This window comes from Methylosinus sp. H3A, from assembly GCF_015709455.1.
Classification (GTDB): Bacteria; Pseudomonadota; Alphaproteobacteria; order Rhizobiales; family Beijerinckiaceae; genus Methylosinus.
The window spans coordinates 3,120,001-3,138,235 of record NZ_JADNQW010000005.1 but is presented as its reverse complement, the minus strand read 5'-3'; the positions used below and the strand labels follow the sequence as shown (position 1 = coordinate 3,138,235).

The 18,235-nt window shown below is 61.2% G+C and carries 13 protein-coding genes, 1 tRNA gene, 2 rRNA genes and 2 pseudogenes (1 of these 18 cut by a window edge); 4 read left to right on the top strand and 14 right to left on the bottom strand.

Features of this window, described 5'->3' with window-relative positions:
- Window positions 1-131: 131 nt before the first annotated feature.
- The 3 genes from IY145_RS17510 to IY145_RS17500 all read right to left on the bottom strand — a co-directional run bounded on the left by IY145_RS17510 (window position 132) and on the right by IY145_RS17500 (window position 1,520).
- Window positions 132-428 (bottom strand): DNA-binding transcriptional regulator, encoded by a 297-nt coding sequence (locus IY145_RS17510; protein WP_196409383.1) that lies wholly within the window; start codon window positions 426-428, stop codon window positions 132-134.
- The gene (locus IY145_RS17505) at window positions 425-781 is read right to left on the bottom strand and encodes a type II toxin-antitoxin system RelE/ParE family toxin (RefSeq protein ID WP_246722082.1); all 357 of its coding nucleotides are present in this window, start codon (window positions 779-781) and stop codon (window positions 425-427) included. The genes IY145_RS17510 and IY145_RS17505 overlap by 4 nt, the downstream gene beginning before the upstream one ends.
- 211 nt (window positions 782-992) lie before the next feature.
- Window positions 993-1,520: a hypothetical protein gene (locus IY145_RS17500; RefSeq protein WP_196409382.1), complete on the bottom strand. Its 528-nt coding sequence runs from the start codon at window positions 1,518-1,520 to the stop codon at window positions 993-995.
- A 221-nt stretch (window positions 1,521-1,741) separates the two neighbouring features.
- Between IY145_RS17500 and IY145_RS17495 the strand changes: the two genes are divergently transcribed.
- Window positions 1,742-1,972, top strand: a complete 231-nt coding sequence (locus IY145_RS17495) for a helix-turn-helix transcriptional regulator (RefSeq protein WP_174800285.1) — start codon at window positions 1,742-1,744, stop codon at window positions 1,970-1,972.
- Window positions 1,973-2,105: 133 nt separating this feature from the next.
- Here the strand turns inward: IY145_RS17495 and IY145_RS17490 are convergent, their stop codons facing one another.
- The 5 genes and pseudogenes from IY145_RS17490 to IY145_RS17475 form a co-directional block, all read right to left on the bottom strand.
- Complete coding sequence (locus IY145_RS17490) at window positions 2,106-3,185, bottom strand: DUF3363 domain-containing protein (protein WP_312030639.1); 1,080 nt, start codon at window positions 3,183-3,185, stop codon at window positions 2,106-2,108.
- A gap of 298 nt (window positions 3,186-3,483) precedes the next feature.
- A pseudogene (locus tag IY145_RS26605) lies at window positions 3,484-3,591 on the bottom strand (hypothetical protein); the annotation flags it as partial.
- A gap of 352 nt (window positions 3,592-3,943) precedes the next feature.
- Window positions 3,944-4,423: pseudogene (locus tag IY145_RS17485) on the bottom strand (transposase); the annotation flags it as partial.
- Between the two features lie 116 nt (window positions 4,424-4,539).
- Window positions 4,540-4,896, bottom strand: a complete 357-nt coding sequence (locus tag IY145_RS17480) for a hypothetical protein (RefSeq protein WP_196409381.1) — start codon at window positions 4,894-4,896, stop codon at window positions 4,540-4,542.
- Between the two features lie 170 nt (window positions 4,897-5,066).
- Window positions 5,067-5,904, bottom strand: a protein-coding gene (locus IY145_RS17475; protein WP_196409380.1) for an IS5 family transposase whose coding sequence is annotated in 2 segments (ribosomal slippage) — window positions 5,067-5,517 and window positions 5,516-5,904 — 840 coding nt in all. Because the reading frame shifts where the segments join, the coding sequence is not laid out codon by codon here.
- Window positions 5,905-6,315: 411 nt separating this feature from the next.
- On the opposite strand from IY145_RS17475, the gene IY145_RS17470 reads away from it, so the two are divergent.
- The 3 genes from IY145_RS17470 to IY145_RS26335 are packed head-to-tail and all read left to right on the top strand — an operon-like array spanning window position 6,316 to window position 10,125.
- Entirely contained in the window at window positions 6,316-6,879 is a 564-nt protein-coding gene (locus IY145_RS17470; RefSeq protein ID WP_196409379.1) for a hypothetical protein, read from the top strand.
- A 1-nt stretch (window position 6,880) separates the two neighbouring features.
- A complete protein-coding gene (locus IY145_RS17465; RefSeq protein WP_196409378.1) occupies window positions 6,881-9,652 on the top strand; it encodes a DUF4214 domain-containing protein in 2,772 nt (923 codons plus the stop codon).
- Between the two features lie 14 nt (window positions 9,653-9,666).
- Window positions 9,667-10,125: a DUF3060 domain-containing protein gene (locus IY145_RS26335; protein WP_196409377.1), complete on the top strand. Its 459-nt coding sequence runs from the start codon at window positions 9,667-9,669 to the stop codon at window positions 10,123-10,125.
- A 240-nt stretch (window positions 10,126-10,365) separates the two neighbouring features.
- On the opposite strand, the gene IY145_RS17455 is transcribed toward IY145_RS26335, so the two are convergent.
- From IY145_RS17455 to IY145_RS17430, 6 genes are all read right to left on the bottom strand, one after another.
- Window positions 10,366-11,751 (bottom strand): TolC family outer membrane protein, encoded by a 1,386-nt coding sequence (locus IY145_RS17455; protein ID WP_246722079.1) that lies wholly within the window; start codon window positions 11,749-11,751, stop codon window positions 10,366-10,368.
- Window positions 11,752-11,885: 134 nt separating this feature from the next.
- Entirely contained in the window at window positions 11,886-13,340 is a 1,455-nt protein-coding gene (locus tag IY145_RS17450; protein WP_196409375.1) for an HlyD family type I secretion periplasmic adaptor subunit, read from the bottom strand.
- Window positions 13,340-15,499: a peptidase domain-containing ABC transporter gene (locus IY145_RS17445; protein WP_196409374.1), complete on the bottom strand. Its 2,160-nt coding sequence runs from the start codon at window positions 15,497-15,499 to the stop codon at window positions 13,340-13,342. The genes IY145_RS17450 and IY145_RS17445 overlap by 1 nt, the downstream gene beginning before the upstream one ends.
- A gap of 430 nt (window positions 15,500-15,929) precedes the next feature.
- Window positions 15,930-16,006: transfer RNA gene (locus IY145_RS17440), tRNA-Met, on the bottom strand.
- Between the two features lie 107 nt (window positions 16,007-16,113).
- Window positions 16,114-16,228 (bottom strand): 5S ribosomal RNA (gene rrf / locus IY145_RS17435).
- A gap of 79 nt (window positions 16,229-16,307) precedes the next feature.
- Window positions 16,308-18,235 (bottom strand): 23S ribosomal RNA (locus IY145_RS17430) (it continues 929 nt past the right edge of the window).

Genomic DNA, 18,235 nt, shown 5'->3' with positions numbered 1-18,235 from the left:
CCGAAATCAAACGGGCATGAAGCAGCGGCAAGTCGAGGATGAGAAGACCGAAAATCCCTTCGTCGTACGACGGCGCAAAAATACTCGCGAACGGCGATTCTGGCGTAGTCGTCCAAAACACTCTACACGCATCACACGGCCCGCAAAGCCTTCTGGACTGCCTTGGGCGCGCGCTCGATCACCAGAAGATAGGCTCTGGTCGGTCCTTCCGGCTGTCGCGAGCCTTGTTCCCAATGACGCAGCGTGTTGACGCTGAACCCGAACCGGCCCGCGAACTCTTCTTGCGTCATGTCCAGGCGTGTGCGGATCGCCTTTACGTCGATCTTCTCCGGCACATGGACGCGATAGGCGCTATCGTCCGCCCTGCCCTCGGCATAGGTCACCGCTTCCTCGAGCCCGCGCCGGATGCTGTCGGCAACCTTGCTCATGGCGTTCTCCTCTTGAATGCCTCGACCAGCAGCGTCGTAAGCTGCCGGAAGTCATTGCGGTCCTGCTGGCTCAAATCGGCCCGCTCATTCTTGGCGAAGGCCGTCAGCGCGAAGAGCGGCATGCCGGCGTCGTGGTGGAAATAGATCACCCGCGCCCCGCCTCGCTTGCCGCGGCCTTCCAATCCCCAGCGCAGCTTCCGCACGCCGCCCGTTCCGGGGATCAGATCGCCGGCCGTCGGATTGTAGGCGAGATAATCCACCAGAAGCGCCCGTTCCTCGTCGCTCATGAGCTTGCCGGTCGCCGACAGAAACTCCGTCGTTTCGACGACGCTGATCGGAGCCGTTCGAGCCATGAGAGATACTACTCCAATGAGTCAGTCTAGACAACAGGAAACATGATCCAATGAGTCAGATGTGCCCTCCCCGCGTTTTGTGAGCAAAGAAGCGCCTCACCACAATTTCGGGCCGAGGAAGCGCAGCTCGAAATTGTGCGATAACATCTTCGGCGCCAGCCACTTCAAAACTCGGGAAACGAGTCGAGGCGACCGATTCGGATCAAGTCGATCAGCGCCGAGCGGACTTGCGGCCAGGGAAATTCGGGGCAGTTCTCGCACCATTCACCCTCGCGGAGCACGGCGTGGAGCTTGGCGGCCACGCCTTCGACGGAAGACGCGTGGCCGCCAGCGCACCGGCGAGTTCTTTCGCTATATCCACGGCTCGCTCCTCCTCTTTTTTCGCTTCGGAGCAGCCGACAGCCAAATCGGCGGCCGCCCAGCGGGCGCGCTCATCCTCTTCCTGAGCGGCGCGGTCCGCCTCGGCGCAATCAGTATTGTCGATTGAGCAGGACTCGCGAATCAACTGCATCAATTGGGTTTCCAAGCTTTGCTGCTTCTGGCAGAGCACGTCGGCGGTGCCCTGGGCAGCCCTCCATTGTGTCCACAGGGACATTGCCGCGTCGGCCGCTTCTATACGCGACGTGTCGAGAGCCGCGATTCCTCTGAAAGACGCCGGCGCGGTAGCGCCGACGCCCGCGACCAACAGGGTCCTTCGGGTGAAAGAAAGCGCACGCGTGGTAATCTCGGGTTCAGCCATGATCCGAGTTCCTCATTAGCCAAGGGGATCTGCATGAGCGAGGGCCTCTCATCGTCCAGCAAGACGGCAGTTTTGCTGAGCTTTGGTCAAAGGCAAGCCTCGGCGTACGCCGGAAATAGATTTTCCGGCGTCGGATGGCGTGGTAATGGTTTTGTCACGACGCTCTCTTTTTAGCGCCGAATTCCCATAACGTCAACCTAAAAACAGAACGAAGTTCTAAAATGTTAGCTGTTCAATGCAAGATGGCGCGCGTCGCCCTGGGAATTGGCGTGCGGGAGCTGGCAGAACTGGCGCAGGTCGCGCCGGCGACGGTTTCTCGTCTCGAGGCGGGAGAGGAACTAAAGCCCCGCACAGTCGCTGCGATCCGCGCTGCCCTCGAAGCGGCGGGCGTGATCTTCGTCGACGAGAATGGCGAGGGGCCGGGTGTGAGGCTACGGAAAAAACAGCCATGAGCCGGTAGCGGCGGCTGGTCGACCAACCTCGGCTCACGGCAAGGCTGACGATTCCTTTCAAATGGCCGTCGCTGCGCCTGTACCGCTTTGCAAGAACTCGCTTGCGGCTCCAAAATGGAAAGGAGCAACTCCATCACAGCCCCAGCCCGCGCTTCCGGCCGAGGTCCCACTCGATTCCGCCACCATCGCGGTGGACACCGCTGAGATATTGGCCGATGCGCTTTTCGAGAACGGGTTGCCAGGGCACGAGCTGGAAGCCGAGGCCATCCTCGATCATCGCGAAGCGCCCGCTGGCGAGATTGGCGACGCCAGCCAACCGCCCCGACACATGTTCCCCTGGCCTGCTCGGCGAATACGACAGCCCGCGCTCGGCTGCCATCTGACGGCCGACACGTTCTACCTCCCGCCGCTCCAACGTAGCGATGGCGCCGCGAGGGATGGAGATGGATTTTCCATTGTCCGTGGCGAGACCCATTTCCACCAACCGCTCTCCGCGCCGGTGGAGCGCGTTCTTCACGTCGCGACCGAAGCCTGCTTCTACTATCGGACTCTGCTTGTCGGCGACGAGTTCGCGGTCGAGCCACCTCGCTCCGTCGCTCGCGATCTGCCGTTCGAGGTCGAAGGTCGAGAGCGTGCGCACACGGAGTCCGTCGCCACCATGGGCCAGATCATAACTTTGGCCGCGCTCGACGATATCCGTCGGCACGCGCCAGTGATCCGCGTCGACGCGTTCGACATGCCCGGCCCGGCGCAGCGCTTCCAGCCGGCGGACATGGAAACGGACGAACGCGTCCGGGTCCTTGCCCTGCCGCTCGAAGCTCTCGCGGATGCGTTCGAGATGAGCGCTCGGCCGGTAGACGCCGTCGTCCTCCGCGACGATGGCGATGTTACGATCGGCGGGCCTCGAACCGGAAGCGGCGGGCGCGGCTTCGATGATCATGCCTCGGCCGACCTCCTCGATGCGGGTCGGATCGGCGAACTCCATATGATGGACTCGGCCGACGATCTGTTCCTTTCCGGTCTCCTCGTGGCAAACATATTGCGCGACGCCGCGCTCGTCCGCCAGACCGTGACCGGCCAGCGCCTGACGGATGGTCTCGATCGCTTCGTTTCGCGCTCCCAATTCTTTGAGCATCGGCTCGGCGCGGTCGGAAATGGCCCACCGTTCCGTCTCGAGTTCGGCAGCGAGCCCGTAGCGTTCCAGACGCCGCACGCGGCCGAGCAGCAGCGCCCGGTTCTCTCGGACCGAGATAGGAGGCGCCTTCCCCGAGCCTGAGATCAATGACGCCTTGTTCGCGCTGCTCGGCGAGCAACATCTTGTCGAGCCGCGTCAGCCGCTCCGCCGTAACTTCGTTCGTGAGCTTCGTCTGAAGCTCGATCTCGCTCTGATGGCCGAGCTCCAGCGTGACGAGCTCGCTCGCCCGGTGACGAACGCCATGCGCGATATAGTCGCCGGCGATATTGAGGATGCGGCCGTCGTCGAGCACGCCCCGGACGATGATGTGGGTGTGAGGATGGCCGGTGTTGTGATGGTCGACGGCGATCCAGTCGAGACCTGTGTCGAGGTCCTTCTCCACTTGCCGCATGAGGTCTCGCGTGAAGCCGCGTAGATCAGCCATGTCGACGGAATCCTCCGGCGCGACGATGAAGCGGAACTGATGACGGTCCTCGCGCCCGCGCTCGACGAAGGCGCGGCCGTCCGCCTCATTCTCGATCGCCGAATAGGCGTGGCCCTTCTCGCCGTCGCGGGTGACGCCATCGCGTTCGAGATAGCGGAGATGGGCGTCGACGGCCTTGCTCGCGGCGCCGCGCATCTTCGGACCATGCGAGCCGCGTTGCGGATTGAGCTTCACGACGCGCGCCTTCCCCGTCGCTCCTCGTCTGCGCCAGTTCCCATCGTCTCGCGCGGATTCTGCGTTCAGTTCGCGGTCGGGCCCGCGAAACGTCGCTCCTCCCGCTTCTCCTACCGGCTCAACGATATGCGTGCAACAGACGCACTTCCTCGCGGCGCCGGCGCGCGTCGGCCGTCGCCACGTCGGCGAATGAAGCGCCCTCGTAGAACGAGCCTCGGCGCCAGATCGGCGTGCATGATCACCGCCATCCTGTACGCCACGGCGACCGCCGCCTTGCGACGACAACCGCGTTCGGCCAGCGCCTCACACCACGTTTTGAGCTTGTCCTTGCCCTTGAATCACGTCATCAGCGCCGATGCCGCCTCGTATACGAACGTCGTACATCCGGGTCGCCGGCCTTTGAGATGCGTCCCCGAACATCGATCGAAGCGCCGGATTGCCAGCACCGCGATGCCGATCCGAAATAGGCCGCGATATCGCGTGAACGGCAAAAGCGCGATGGGTCGTCGATCGCCGAAATGAAGTTGAGCGCCGTCACCGGCCCGACTCCCGGAATGTCCTCGAAGCGTCGCGCCAGCTCGCGCGGAGCGACGACCCGAAAGTGGCGCCAAGGATTCGTCGACACCGAAACATTCGGACCGAAAAGATATTTTCGACCGCAGGCAGGCCGAGTTTTCGTCCAGATCCCCTATTACCGTGACATGACATGAACCATTAATTCTCGCCTTTCGCTCCCTTCGACTTCCGTCCGCGTTTGCCGGGCGTGACGGCGCGACCGAGCGGCCGCTCCACCGAGGAGATGAAATCCGCGGCTCCCATCGGCCGTCCGTTGACGCTCTTGGTTTCGAAACCTTCGAGCGCCATCTGCTCTTGGAGCGTCAACTCCGACAGGTCGGCGAAGCGCGCCACCCGCTTTAACGCCGGCGCGACATCGACGAGCGGGTCGTCACGGCCGACGAGATGCGCCGCGACGCCGCCGTGCGGCCAATCCTCGGGCCGCGCCGCGAGGCGAGCGGGCGCCGGATTGAAGGCGAGATAGCGCAGCGCGGCGACGAGATGCGCCTCGTCCATCGCGACGGAGGCGAATCGGCCCTGAAACAGATCCGGTGACGCGCGCGCGGGCGTTGAAAAACGCGGTATAGCGGCGATGCGCTTCCCCCACGGCGCAAGACAGCCCCTCCGTCGTCGCGGGTGTGAGGATGAGATGAACATGATTGGGCATTAGAGTCTGTCCGTTAACTTCATGCGTGCTTACAAATCCTTCTGAGCATGAGGCGGATGGAGGCGAGGTGAAGAAACGCCAGCGCCTTGCGATTGAGGTTTTCGAAGTCCTTGGCCAGCCTTCGGCAGCGACCGAGCCAAGAAAAGGTTCTTTCGACGCCCCATCGACGAGGCAGCACCTCGAAACCTTTGGCCGCATCGGAGCGCTTGACGATCTCGATGTCGACAAACGGCAAGGCCTTCTTCTGGGCGTCACGGAACTGCGGGCCCTGATAGCCGCCGTCGGCAAACAGCTTTTGCAGAAACGGGAATTTTCCAAACATCGTGCGCAAGACCAGAACGCCGCCATCGTGATCCTGAATGTCGGCCGGATGAACGAGCGCGTGAAGCAGCAAGCCTATCGTATCGACGAGAATGTGCCGCTTCTTGCCCTTGATCTTTTTTCCTGCATCGTAGCCATGCAGATCGATGCGACGCCCCTTTTTCTGCGCTCTTCACGCTCTGGCTGTCGATGACCGCGGCTGTTGGGCTGGCCTCGCGCCCTGCTGCTTCGCGACACTTCACGTAGAGAGCGTGATGGATGCGATCGAGCGTTCCGTCGTATGTCCAAAGATCGAAATAGCCATGGACCGTGCTCTTGGGCGGCAAATCCTTGGGGATCGCGCGCCATTGGCAGCCGGTCGAGAGCACATACATCAAGCCGTTCACGATCGAGCGCATCTCGACCGTGCGCTTCCCGCCGCCCCGTTTCGCCGGTGGGATCAGCGGTCCGACGAGCACCCATTCCGCGTCCGTCACGTCGCTCGGGTAGCGCAATTTGCTACGATCGTAGCGCGCGCGATGTTCATTCGTCCACATCGGCGGTCTCCGCGAGAATCAGACTGCCTCTATTGAATCACAAGCGATTCATCCGATTCAACTTGTCTTCGGACCGACACTTAGACAATAAGCCCGGCAGGAGACGCAATTCGCCGCGTGGCGTTCGGCGAGGAAATTGTGATAGAGTGAGTAGTCCCTGTTTCGCTGGCCCGTTTGCGCCGGGAGTTCAAATCGAATCGCCGAAAAAGCTGTTTTGATTGCGGCTGCCGAAAATTCCCCTTGACCGCTTCGACGCGCATTGCCTACCCTGCAGTCGAAGAGATTTGAATTCTGTGGGGCAAGCGGCATGGTCCACGCAAACTATTTGGCGAGAACGTTGTTCTCGCGTCGATTGATTTGTTCGATGCCTGAAGCCGGCCACGGCTTCAAAATCTGATCGAACATCGAACCATGACAGATTCCAGCGGAAGCGCAGAAGAGGGCATCGCGCTCGCGATCGTGATGACGACCGGCCCGACGCCAGAGGGGTTCGCATTGGCGAACGCCATCCGATCGCGAACTCCCGGCGTCGAAACCTTTCCAGATGCGGCAAATGGCTCTTTACTGTTACAGGCGGAAGGGCTGCTTCTGACCGTGTTGCCGGTGGACGCGCCTTGTCCGATCGACGAAGAGGATCCTAGCGTGAAAAACGCTTGGTATTGGCCGGGCGCGTCGACCGCGGTGAAGAGGCATAAGGCGCATTTGGTCGTGTCCGCTGCCGGCGGCGCGAATCCGAAGCTTCGCGCGGCGCTCCATGGACAATTGGTGGTCGCCGTGGTCGAAGCGATCCCGCAGCCCGTCGCTGTTCATTGGGCGGGCTCGGATTCGCTCTGGCCGGCGGACGTCGTCACCAAGACGATCAAGCTCGGCGATCCTGCGCCGCCGATCATGTCGCGAAAATTCGGTCGTCACGACGAGGGCCGACGGACTGACGATCACGACGCAAGCAGATCTCGATGGAAATGGCGCCTATGATTTGACGACGACGGATGCACGCAGCGTCGCGGCCGACAATAGCCATGCCGAGACCGTCAGCCGAAACAACGGCAATGGTTCCTTGCGCGACCAGACGATTACGTCAGTGAGCGCGGATCGACGCAGCACGACGATCAACCACGATATCGACGGCAATGGCGCAAACGATCAGACCGAGACCGTTCAGATTCAGTCGAATGGCTCCACGATCGATACGATCGCCAATTTCAAAGCAGACGGTTCGGTCAAAAACCAACGCGCGTCTACAGTGAGCGCCGACGGCTTGTCAAAAGAGACTGACTTCAGTGAGCTGGTGACCCACTGGATATGGATCGGGGGCAGTTCGTTCTGGCCGGTCGAGTCCCTCGACGTCGTGAAGGCCGTGACAGATGTCACAGTCCTGAACGGCGACGGCAGCAGGGTTGGAACCTATACCCAGTATAATGGCTCGACGTCCGGTAGCATTCGCGAGCAGATCGTCACGACCGTCAGCGCCAATGGCCTCTCCATCTCCAAACAATGGACGGGCTCCAACGGCGGCGCGTGCATCAACCTGGCGTCGAGCGACGTCACGACTTATAATTCGGACGGTTCGACGACACGGGTCGTGATCGATCAGTCGACCGATCCTGGGACGATGTTTTTGTACGGATCGAACGCGCCCATCCTGATCGACAGGGCCGTAACCACGGTCGACGACTCGAATTTGGCGACGACCTATCAGCTCGACGTCAATGGCGACGGGACCTACGATACGACTGACGTTTCGACAGTCACGGTCGACGGGGCTGCCGCGGACACGCGAACGGTCAAGAATCTCGACGGCTCGCTGCGTCGAAAGGAGACGACGACTGTCAGCTGGGACGGGCTGAGACAAAATCTGGCGCGCGACGCCAATGGCGACGGCGCTTATGAGCATTTCGAGAATAGTCGTCAGGAGGCGAGCGGCGCATCGGGCAGCGTCGTGTGGGAAACCAATTCCAGCGGCGCGCTGAAGGACAGAATCGTCACGCTCGAGAGCGCTAACGGCCTGACGGCGCTGGAGGCGATCGACACGAACGGCGATCGCTCCGTCGATTGGTCCCGATCGAGCGTCGAGCGTCTCAATGCGGACGGGAGCCATACCGTCACAACGTCGGATTTCAACTCGAATGGCACACTACGAGCCCGCATCGTCACGACGGTCAGCGCAAACGTCTTGTCGAAGACATCGCAGATCGATCTGAACGGTCTCGGTTCCGCCATCGAGACAGAGACCGACCTGACGACGTTGAATGCGGACGGCAGCGTGACGCGCGAGGTCGCTGATTTCTATGCAGGGGGAGCCCTGAAAGGAAAGTCGGTCCTCACCACGAGCGCCAACGGCAAGTCCGCGACCACGACGATCGATATCGACGGGGACAATGTCACAGATAAGACCGTCTCGGTGACAGAGGGCGCCGACGGCGTCAAGGTCTCCACGGTCACGTTCAAGGATGGGTCGACAGCGACGACGACGACGAGCTTCGACGGCCTGACCGCGACCATGAACACGTCGGCCGGCATTTCTCAGACCAGGTCGGAGCTCGGCGACGGAACCGGGAGCTACAATTGGAGCTCGAAAGACTCCCGTGGCAACACCATCGGCTCCTCGTCGCACACGGTCGATGAGAACAAGATCGACACCTATGTCTACTCGAGCTCGAACGCTTCTGGAACGATTCGCATCGAGTCCGGCGCTCTGGGACAATATCTCGATTTGGCGGAGCGCTTGTACGACTCCGCATTCGATCGCGACATGCTGGTCGACGAAAAGGAGCTGATCGGCAAATACATCAATTCGTCGACGAATGCGTTGAATTCGACGCAGATCGCGAATGATCTCATGAACGCGACCGAGTTTTCCGCGCGCTATGGTAGTCTGTCGAATCTGCAGTTCATCGAACGCGTGTTCGAAAATGCGCTCGGCCGCGCTCCTTCTGTCGCCGAGCTCACCGGCTATCTCGGGCAATTGAACGCGGGAGCGCTCAGCCGCGCCGACGTGATGGCTCAGATCTCCGAGAGCGCGGAGCATGTGCTTGTCGGAAACGTCCATGCGACGACGAACAATTCCGTTCAGTCGATGGCGTCCTTGGCGTCGGACCATATCGTCGATCAGCAGCTCGCCAAGGACCTAGTCACGCACGTATATCAAACGGCTCTCGGACGCGACCCGACCGCCACCGAACTTTCGGACGGCTATCAGGCGATCGTCGGCGGAGGCGCCAATGAGGCGGGACTGGCGAACAATATCGTCTCGGTTCAATGGGTGTGGTGGCCGTACACCTCGAATCCGAGCACTTTCGACCAGACCTATGGGGCCTTGTCGAACGCCGATTTCGTTACTCGGATCTATCTGAATTCCTTGGGACGAAACCCGACCGCGACGGAAAGCTCCGATTGGGTGTCGATGCTCGACAATAATAGCGTGAGCCGCGGCGACATGATCTATGCGCTCGCCGAAAGCGCCGAGCATCTGGCCTACATAGTATCCCAGGCAGGCCAAGCGATCGCCGCATCCTATCAGACGCTGAACTTCGCGGAGAACGCGATCGTTCATGTTACGGGAGGCGGAAATACCATCAACGCTGGGAGCGGCGATGTCCTGACGATCGGCGGCAATGGCGCATGGGCCGCCGGCAATGTCGTCAATGTATCGAATGGCTCTGCGAGCTTGCTCGCCGACTCCCGAATGGAGGTCTTTGGTTCACGCAACGTCATTACCGCGGAGGCGCGGGCAGCAATATGGGAATAGGCGGCGACGACAACGTGGTCTCCGCGAACTCCGACGGCGTCTGGGTGGGAGGATCTGGAACGATCGTCAACGGATCGAACAATACGGTCACCGTGTTTGCGGGAGTGGACGCGAACATTGTCGGCGACGCCAATACGATCTATGCTGAGACGGGAGCGAAAATCACGCTCTCGACGAACGGGCAGAACGGTTCCGGCGACGTCGTGAAAATGTCCAACGGCTCCCTCGTCATGAGCGGCGGCGCAAAGGCCACGCTCAACGGCTCGAACAATTCGGTCGCTTTCGAATTTGGCGACGCTCTAACGCTCTCCGGAAGTAGTAACAAAATTGTGTTCGGAGCCGGCAACGACTCCGTCGACGATACGGGCTCTTCGGAGATATTCGTTTTCGAAGCGAATTTCGGCCAGGATCAGATTTCTGGTTTCGACGGCAGCGATCGAATGCAGATCGACAGCTCGATCTTCGCCGACTGAGCGCATCTCATCGGAGCGGCGCAGCAGGTCGGGTCGGATACGGTGATCACGGCAAGCGCGGCGGATGCGATCACGTTGAAAAACGTCGCGGTTTCGAATCTCAATCAGAACCAGTTCCAATTTGCCTGATGGTTCTCGACCTCCTGGGCGCGCCGACGACGCGCCCAGGAGAAATGCCGTCGACATCGAATTTCGACGTGATTTGGGACTTCGTAACGAAAGCGGCGAACACGCTCTGCGCTATTTTTCTCCCGGACCGTCCAGCCCGAACCATTTGCCACGACTCTCTTCGAGATGCGGGGCCGGGTCATAGATCGTCGTCTCCAGCCGCAGCCGTTCGGCTGATAGGCGGCCGAGCGCGGCCAGGGCGGCGTAGGCGGCGACGATGCGATCGCGTTGCGCCGTCACCAAATCGACGCGCGCATTGAGCAGCGCCTGCTGAGCGTTGAGCACGTCGAGCGTCGTGCGCTGGCCCAATTGCGCCTCGTCGCGTACGCCTTTCAGCGCCACCTCCGCCGCCTTCGCCGCGACACGCCCCGCGGCGATCGAGCCGATCGCCGTCTTCAGCTGGCTGAAGCTCGATACGACCGCGGCGCGCGCCGCATCGCGCTGCAGGTCGGCGTTGAAGCGCGCCTGGCGCAATTGCGCCTTCGCCTGGCGGATCGACGCATATTCGACCCCGCCTTGATAGATCGGCACGTTCAGCGCGCCGCTCACCTGCGCTGTGAACTGGCGCGTGCCCGGGATGCCGAAGAAGGATTCATATTGCTGATTGACCTGCAAATTCGCCGAGACGGTCGGGAGGAGGGCTCCTTCGCCGACTTTCACCGCCGACTCGGCGGCGTCGACCTGATGCTGCGCCGCGGAGACGCTCGGATGCTCGGCGAGCGCGAGGGCGATCGCCTCGCTCGAGGATTTCGGCAACAAATGCTCGATCGTAGGCGCAGGCTCCAAATGCTGCGGCTCCACTCCGATCACTTGACGGAAATTGGCGGTGCTGGCCTCGAGCGCCGCCTGAGCGGAATTCAGCTCCATCTCCGCATGGGCGAGCGCGGCCTGCGCCTGCGCCACATCGGTCGGGCTCAGCTCGCCGAGCTCCTGCCGATGCCGCGTCACCCGCAATTGCTCTTTCAAAACGGCGATATTGTTCTTGCGCAGGCCGAGAACGGCCGTGTCGCGCAACACGTTCATATAGGCGGTCGCGGCGTTCTGGAGCGTCGTCTGTTCTGTGAGGCGCAGGGTCGCTCGCGCGGCGAAAACGCCCGACTCGGCCTGACGTATGGAATTATCCGTGCGCCATCCATCGAAAAGCGGCTGCGACAGCGCGAAGGCGGCGGCGCGCGGCTCGCCGATCGTCTGCTCTATGCTGTAGAGCCGTTCATTGGAACTGTTCCGGCCGGCCGGCTGACGCAGCCGATTGAATTGCGGGCCTCCATTGACGGAGGCGTTGATCTTCGGCCGCATGCCTCCCGCCGCTTTGGCGACATCCTCGTCGCGCACCCACACATTGGCCCGCTGCTGGTTGAGATCGGGATTGCCGACATAGGCCTTGGCCAGCGCCGATTCCATAGTCTCCGCCCGCGTCTCACGGCCTTCGAGCGAGGCGATCAGAGCCGCTCCGAGCAAGAGGGCTCGCCCGGACGGAACTCCACGAGCACAGGCGGCCGTCGCACATCGGATCGATTTTCGAAACGCCATCACGCAACGCTCTCGACTCTGGCCGCACTCGACGAGGCCCCATCGGGGTCCGCGCCGTCTTCTCATCTCTCACGCAATGCCCGCGACGCGGTCTCGACCAGCGGCGAGAACAAATATTCCAGAATCCGCCGCTTGCCGGTCCTGATCTCGACCGACACGGACATCCCCGGCGAGAGGGGAACGTCCACGCCATCCACGCTCATGAGCCGCCTCTCGGGTGCCACCGTCACCGGAAACACCAGATTCTGCACGCGCTGCGCGCCGCCGAAATAGCTCGTCTTCTGCGACTTGGCCGGATTGGCTTCGGCCGCCTGCGCGTCCGGCTCAGGAATGGCGTCACGCGCCACGCGGGTGACGGCGCCGTCGAGAGATCCATAGCGAGTGAAAGGAAAAGACTCGATCTTGATCACCGCCTTTTGACCCGCCTGGATAAAGCCGACGTCCTTGTTCTCCGCATAGCATTCGATCTCGAGGCCGGCGTCGTCCGGGACGATGCGCTTGAGCTCCTCCCCCGGCGAGACGACCTGATGCTGCGACGTAATCGAGAGTCCGAGGACAGTGCCTGCGATCGGGCTGACGAGCGTCATATGGCCGGTCCTCGCATGGGCCTTCGACGCCTTCTGCTCGAGATCGTCGATCTGACGCCCAGCCTCGGCGAATTTCTGCGCATTATCGGCGATGAAGCTCTCGAAGGCCTTCTCGCGCTCCTTCGTCAGAACCTCGACATTGGCGCGCGCCTCGAGGAGCTGGCCCTTTTGCGTCGCCAGCGCCGTCTGCTGATTCTGGAGCGTCTCCTGCGCGTCGAGCAGGCTCGCCGGCGCGATCGCCTTGCGCGCGACCAGTGCGGCGCGCATGTCCACGCGCTTCTTCAGCGTCTCGACGAGGAGCCCCTGCGCGGCGATCGTATTCCCGAGGCGCTGTTCTTCGGCATGCTTCTCGATGATCTGAGCCTCGAAGGTTTGCGCCGAGGATCGCAATTGCGACAAATCTCCGTCGAGGACTCTCTGCTCGCGTCCGCGTGTGTCGATCGGAATATCGTCCGGCCAGTCGATCTTCTGCGCCTGCGCGACCTCGCGCCGCTCCGCCGCGGCGATGGCGATTTTCCGCCGCAGCCATTCGGCCCGGAAGGCGGTGAGCGCCGCCTTGGACGAAGCCTCATCCGCCACGGCCTCGGTCGGATCGAGCTCGACCAGAATGTCCCCGACCGCGACATGCCGCCCGTTCTCCACGTGAACGGCGGCGACCTTGCCGATCTCCAGAGGCTGCACGGTCTTCACGCGGCCGGACGGCTGGATTTTTCCCTGGGCCGTCGCCAATATGTCGATCTCGCCGAAATAGCTCCAGACGATCGCGAAAACCGCCAGCAGGCAGATGCTCCACAACAGACCGATCTGGATCGGCGAAGGCGGCGTCTCCAGAATGGCGAGCGCCGCCGGCAGGAACTCCTGGTCGGAGCGCGCCATGCGCCGTCGAACCATGTCTCTCTGCTTGTCGGCGAAGCGGCTCCAGATCGTCATCACGCCCTCGTCAGATCGTTCTGCAGCGCCCAGAGATGCGCATAGACGCCATTTTTCGCGAGCAGCTCTTCATGGGTTCCGACCTCGACGATACGCCCCTCGTGCATGCCTATGATCTTGTTGCAGGGACGCACCGCCTGAAGCCGATGAGCAATGATGATGACGGTGCGGCCTTTGACGATCTCGAACATGTTCTTCTGGATCACGCGCTCGCTCTCGTAGTCGAGCGCGCTGGTCGCCTCGTCGAAGATGAGGATCGGCGGATTCATGGCGAGCGCGCGGGCTATGGCGATGCGCTGCCGCTGGCCGCCCGAGAGATTGGCTCCGCGCTCCTCTATGACCGTGTCATAGCCGCGCGGCAGCTTGCCAACGAACTCGTCGGCGCCGGCGAGCCGCGCAACGACCATCACCTGCGCGCGGGACATGGAGGGGTTGGAGAGGGCGATATTGTCGTGGATCGAACGGTTGAACAGAAGATTTTCCTGCAGCACGACGCCGATCTGCGCGCGCAGCCAGGCCGGGCTCACCTGCGAGAGATCGACGCCATCGACCAGCACTTGCCCCTCCTCGGGCAGGTGGAAGCGCTGAATGAGCTTGGTGAGCGTCGATTTTCCCGATCCCGAGCGTCCGACGACGCCGACGACCTCGCCCGGCCGGATCGACAGAGAGACGTTCTTCAGGACCTCGGGCGCGCCCGAGCGGTAGCGAAAGGCGACATTGCGCAGCTCGATCGCGCCCTTGGCCCGCGGCAGATGGCCATGCGCGACGTTCAGCGGCTCGGTCGGCATGTTGAGAATGTCGCCGAGCCGGTCGATGGAGATCTGGACCTGCTGGAAGTCCTGCCAGATTTGCGACAGCCGCAGGATCGGCTGGGCGACCTGCCCCGAGATCATGTTGAAGGCGACCAGCTCTCCGACCGACAGCTCGCCGTCTATCACGGCCTTGGCGCCAAACAGCAGCAGCGCCGCACTGGTCAGCTTGCTCACATATTGAATCGCGCTCTGCCCGCCCGCGCCGACGAGCCCGGCATCGAAGGAGCAGGAGACATAGGCGGCGAGCTTCTCCTCCCATTGCGCCTGCATGGTCGGCTCGACGGCCGCGGCTTTGATGGTCTGCACGCCGACGATCGCCTCGACCAGCATCTGCTGGCTTTCGGCCCCGCGATTGAACTTCTCCTTGATCAGCTCGCGAAGCGCCGGGCGAACCAATTGCGCGATGAGCAGATAGAGCGGAATCGAGATCAGAACGATCATCGTCAGCTTCCAGGAATAGGCGAAGAGGACGATGATGAAGACGATGGTGAAGAAGATATCGAGCGCCGAGAACAGGCCTTGTCCGGTGAGGAAGGAGCGGATGGTCTCGAGCTCGCGAACGCGCGCCACCGTCTGTCCGGCCGAGCGGGTCTCGAAATAGCTCATCGGCAGGCGGAAGAGATGAAAGAACAGCCGTCGCCCGAGCTCGACGTCGATCCTGTTGGTCGTATGCGACAGCGCATAGCTGCGCAGATATTGCAGGACGACGTCGAACAGGCCGATGACGGCGAGGCCGCCGACGAGGACGAAGAGCGTGTCGTAGCCTTTATGGCTGAGCACCTTGTCGATCACCACCTGGAAGAACAGCGGCGTCACGAGCGCGAAGATCTGCACGACGAAGGAGGCGGCGATCACATGCGCGAGCGGGCGCCGGTAGCGCCAGATCGACGGCAGGAACCATTTGAAGCCGAATGTCTGCGGATCGACGCCGGCGCCGCCGAGCTTGCGGGAGACGAGGATCGCCTCACCGCCCATCTCCTCGACGAGGCGCTCGAGCGGCAGCTCGCGATCGATCCGCGTGATGGGATCGACGAGCCGATAGTTGCCGGAGGGGAGCCGTCCGCCGAGCACATGGAAGGAACCGTCGCGCATTCGGACGATCGACGGAACCGGCAATGCGCCGATGCGGTTCCCGTCGGGATTGGCGATGATGCGCGCCTTCAGGCCGATCAGAAGGGCCGCGCGCACGATATCCTGAGAACTCACCGGCCCGTCGCGCAAAGCCAGTTCTCGGCGAATATGCGCCGGATCCGCGACGATCCGGTAATAGGCGGCGAGGCCGCACAGCGCCGAAAGACCGCCGTCGACACTGATGGCGGCGGCCTCGGGTCGAGGGTGTTCGTTCATGGGCGCCGCAGGTGAAATGAAGAGACGTTACGCTCCCCGAACACGAAGTGCGAGATCAGAGCCGCGGCTGGATAGGCTCCGGTGGCGAAACAGGAGGGCGCTGCCGAAGTCATCGGAACGTAAGCGCTGGGCAGCACCGACGACGATGGAACGTCGCGGCGTCTAGGGATGAGCTGGAGGCGTCGGGGGAGAAAGTCATCATTGCTGAAGCAATCGTTTGCCACCGAAACTATTTGATCAAACTCACGAATCGGGCGCGTGTAGCTCTCGGCAAAAGGTCACTCTGGCCGACCCTAGAAGGCGACGATGGGCGCCGGGATTATCCTGCACTACCTAAGTGCCTGTTTCAATCTATTGTTCGTAGACCGACTATGAAAATAAAAACCGCCCCGACGATCAGATCGGGGCGGTGATTGATTTATGAATGAAGTGGTTGCGGGGACAGGATTTGAACCTGTGACCTTCAGGTTATGAGCCTGACGAGCTACCGGGCTGCTCCACCCCGCGCCAAAGACGAGAATAGGGAGCGGCGAATGGCGAATAGATATTTTCTACTCGCTATTCGCTGCTCCCCATTCGCACATCGCAAAAAGGAAACGGCTTGTCCTTTGCAGGCCTGGCGACGACCTACTCTCCCAGGTCTTGAGACATAGTACCATTGGCGCTGAAGCGTTTGACGGCCGAGTTCGGGATGGGATCGGGTCTGATCGCTCCGCCGAGGCCACCAGGCCGGCAAAGGGCAAGTTGAAGCAAACTGTTTTGTCTTTCGATCGCGTCCATCTTTTGGGATGGGCATGGATTAATGAGAACGATCAAGCCGATCGAGCTATTAGTACCGGTAAGCTCCGCGCGTCGCCGCGCTTCCACATCCGGCCTATCAACGTGGTCGTCTTCCACGGCTCTCGAGGGAGAACTCGTTTCGAGGTGGGTTTCCCGCTTAGATGCATTCAGCGGTTATCCCGTCCATACATAGCTACCCTGCACTGCGACTGGCGTCACAACAGGTCCACCAGAGGTATGTTCATCCCGGTCCTCTCGTACTAGGGACAAATCCTCTCAATTCTCCGACACCCACGGCAGATAGGGACCGAACTGTCTCACGACGTTCTGAACCCAGCTCACGTACCACTTTAATCGGCGAACAGCCGAACCCTTGGGACCTTCTCCAGCCCCAGGATGTGATGAGCCGACATCGAGGTGCCAAACAACCCCGTCGATATGGACTCTTGGGGGTTATCAGCCTGTTATCCCCGGCGTACCTTTTATCCGTTGAGCGATGGCCCTTCCACGAGGAACCACCGGATCACTATGACCGACTTTCGTCTCTGCTCGACTTGTCTGTCTCGCAGTCAGGCAGGCTTATGCCATTGCACTCGACGAGCGATTTCCGACCGCTCTGAGCCCACCATCGCGCGCCTCCGTTACTCTTTGGGAGGCGACCGCCCCAGTCAAACTGCCTACCATGCACTGTCCCGGCCCCGGATGACGGAGCGCGGTTAGACATCCATGACGATAAGGGTGGTATTTCAAGGGTGGCTCCACGCGAGCTGGCGCCCGCGATTCAACGCCTACCACCTATCCTACACATGCCGACACGAATGCCAGTGCAAAGTTACAGTAAAGGTGCACGGGGTCTTTCCGTCTGACCGCAGGAACCCCGCATCTTCACGGGGAATTCAATTTCACTGAGCTGACGCTGGAGACAGCGGGGAAGTCATTACGCCATTCGTGCAGGTCGGAACTTACCCGACAAGGAATTTCGCTACCTTAGGACCGTTATATTTACGGCCGCCGTTTACCGGGGCTTCAATTCAGAGCTTGCACTCCTCCTCTTAACCTTCCGGCACCGGGCAGGCGTCAGACCCTATACGTCATCTTGCGATTTCGCAGAGCCCTGTGTTTTTGGTAAACAGTTGCCACCCCCTGGTCTGTGCCCCTCCCGCCCGCTTGCGCGAACGGAAGGCCTCCTTATTCCGAAGTTACGGAGGTAAATTGCCGAGTTCCTTCAGCGTCATTCTCTCAAGCGCCTTGGTATACTCTACCTGTCCACCTGTGTCGGTTTCGGGTACGGTCTGATGCAGGGGCTATTTCCTGGCGCAGGTTCGCCGCCCAGACAATCCAGTAAGTCCGAACGACTTTTCCCACGCGTCACCACCTGCTGGCCCACGATTATTAACGTGGTTCCCATCGACTACGCCTTTCGGCCTCGCCTTAGGGGCCGGCTAACCCTGCGAAGATTAACTTTACGCAGGAACCCTTGGACTTTCGGCGACACTGTCTTTCACAGTGTTTCTCGTTACTCATGTCAGCATTCGCACTTCCGATACCTCCAGGATGCCTCACGGCTGTCCCTTCACGGGCTTACGGAACGCTCCGCTACCGCTCACCCTTGCGGATGAACCCAAAGCTTCGGCTCGTGGCTTGAGCCCCGGTACATCTTCGGCGCGGAAACCCTTATTTAGACCAGTGAGCTGTTACGCTTTCTTTAAAGGATGGCTGCTTCTAAGCCAACCTCCTGGTTGTTTTGGGATTTCTACATCCTTTCCCACTTAGCCACGAATTGGGGGCCTTAGCTGTTGGTCTGGGTTGTTTCCCTCTCCACAATGGACGTTAGCACCCACTGTGTGTCTCCCGCATAGTACTTCCAGGTATTCGGAGTTTGGTTAGGTTTGGTAAGTCTGTGGGACCCCCTAGCCCATCCAGTGCTCTACCCCCTGGAGTATTCGTGCGAGGCGC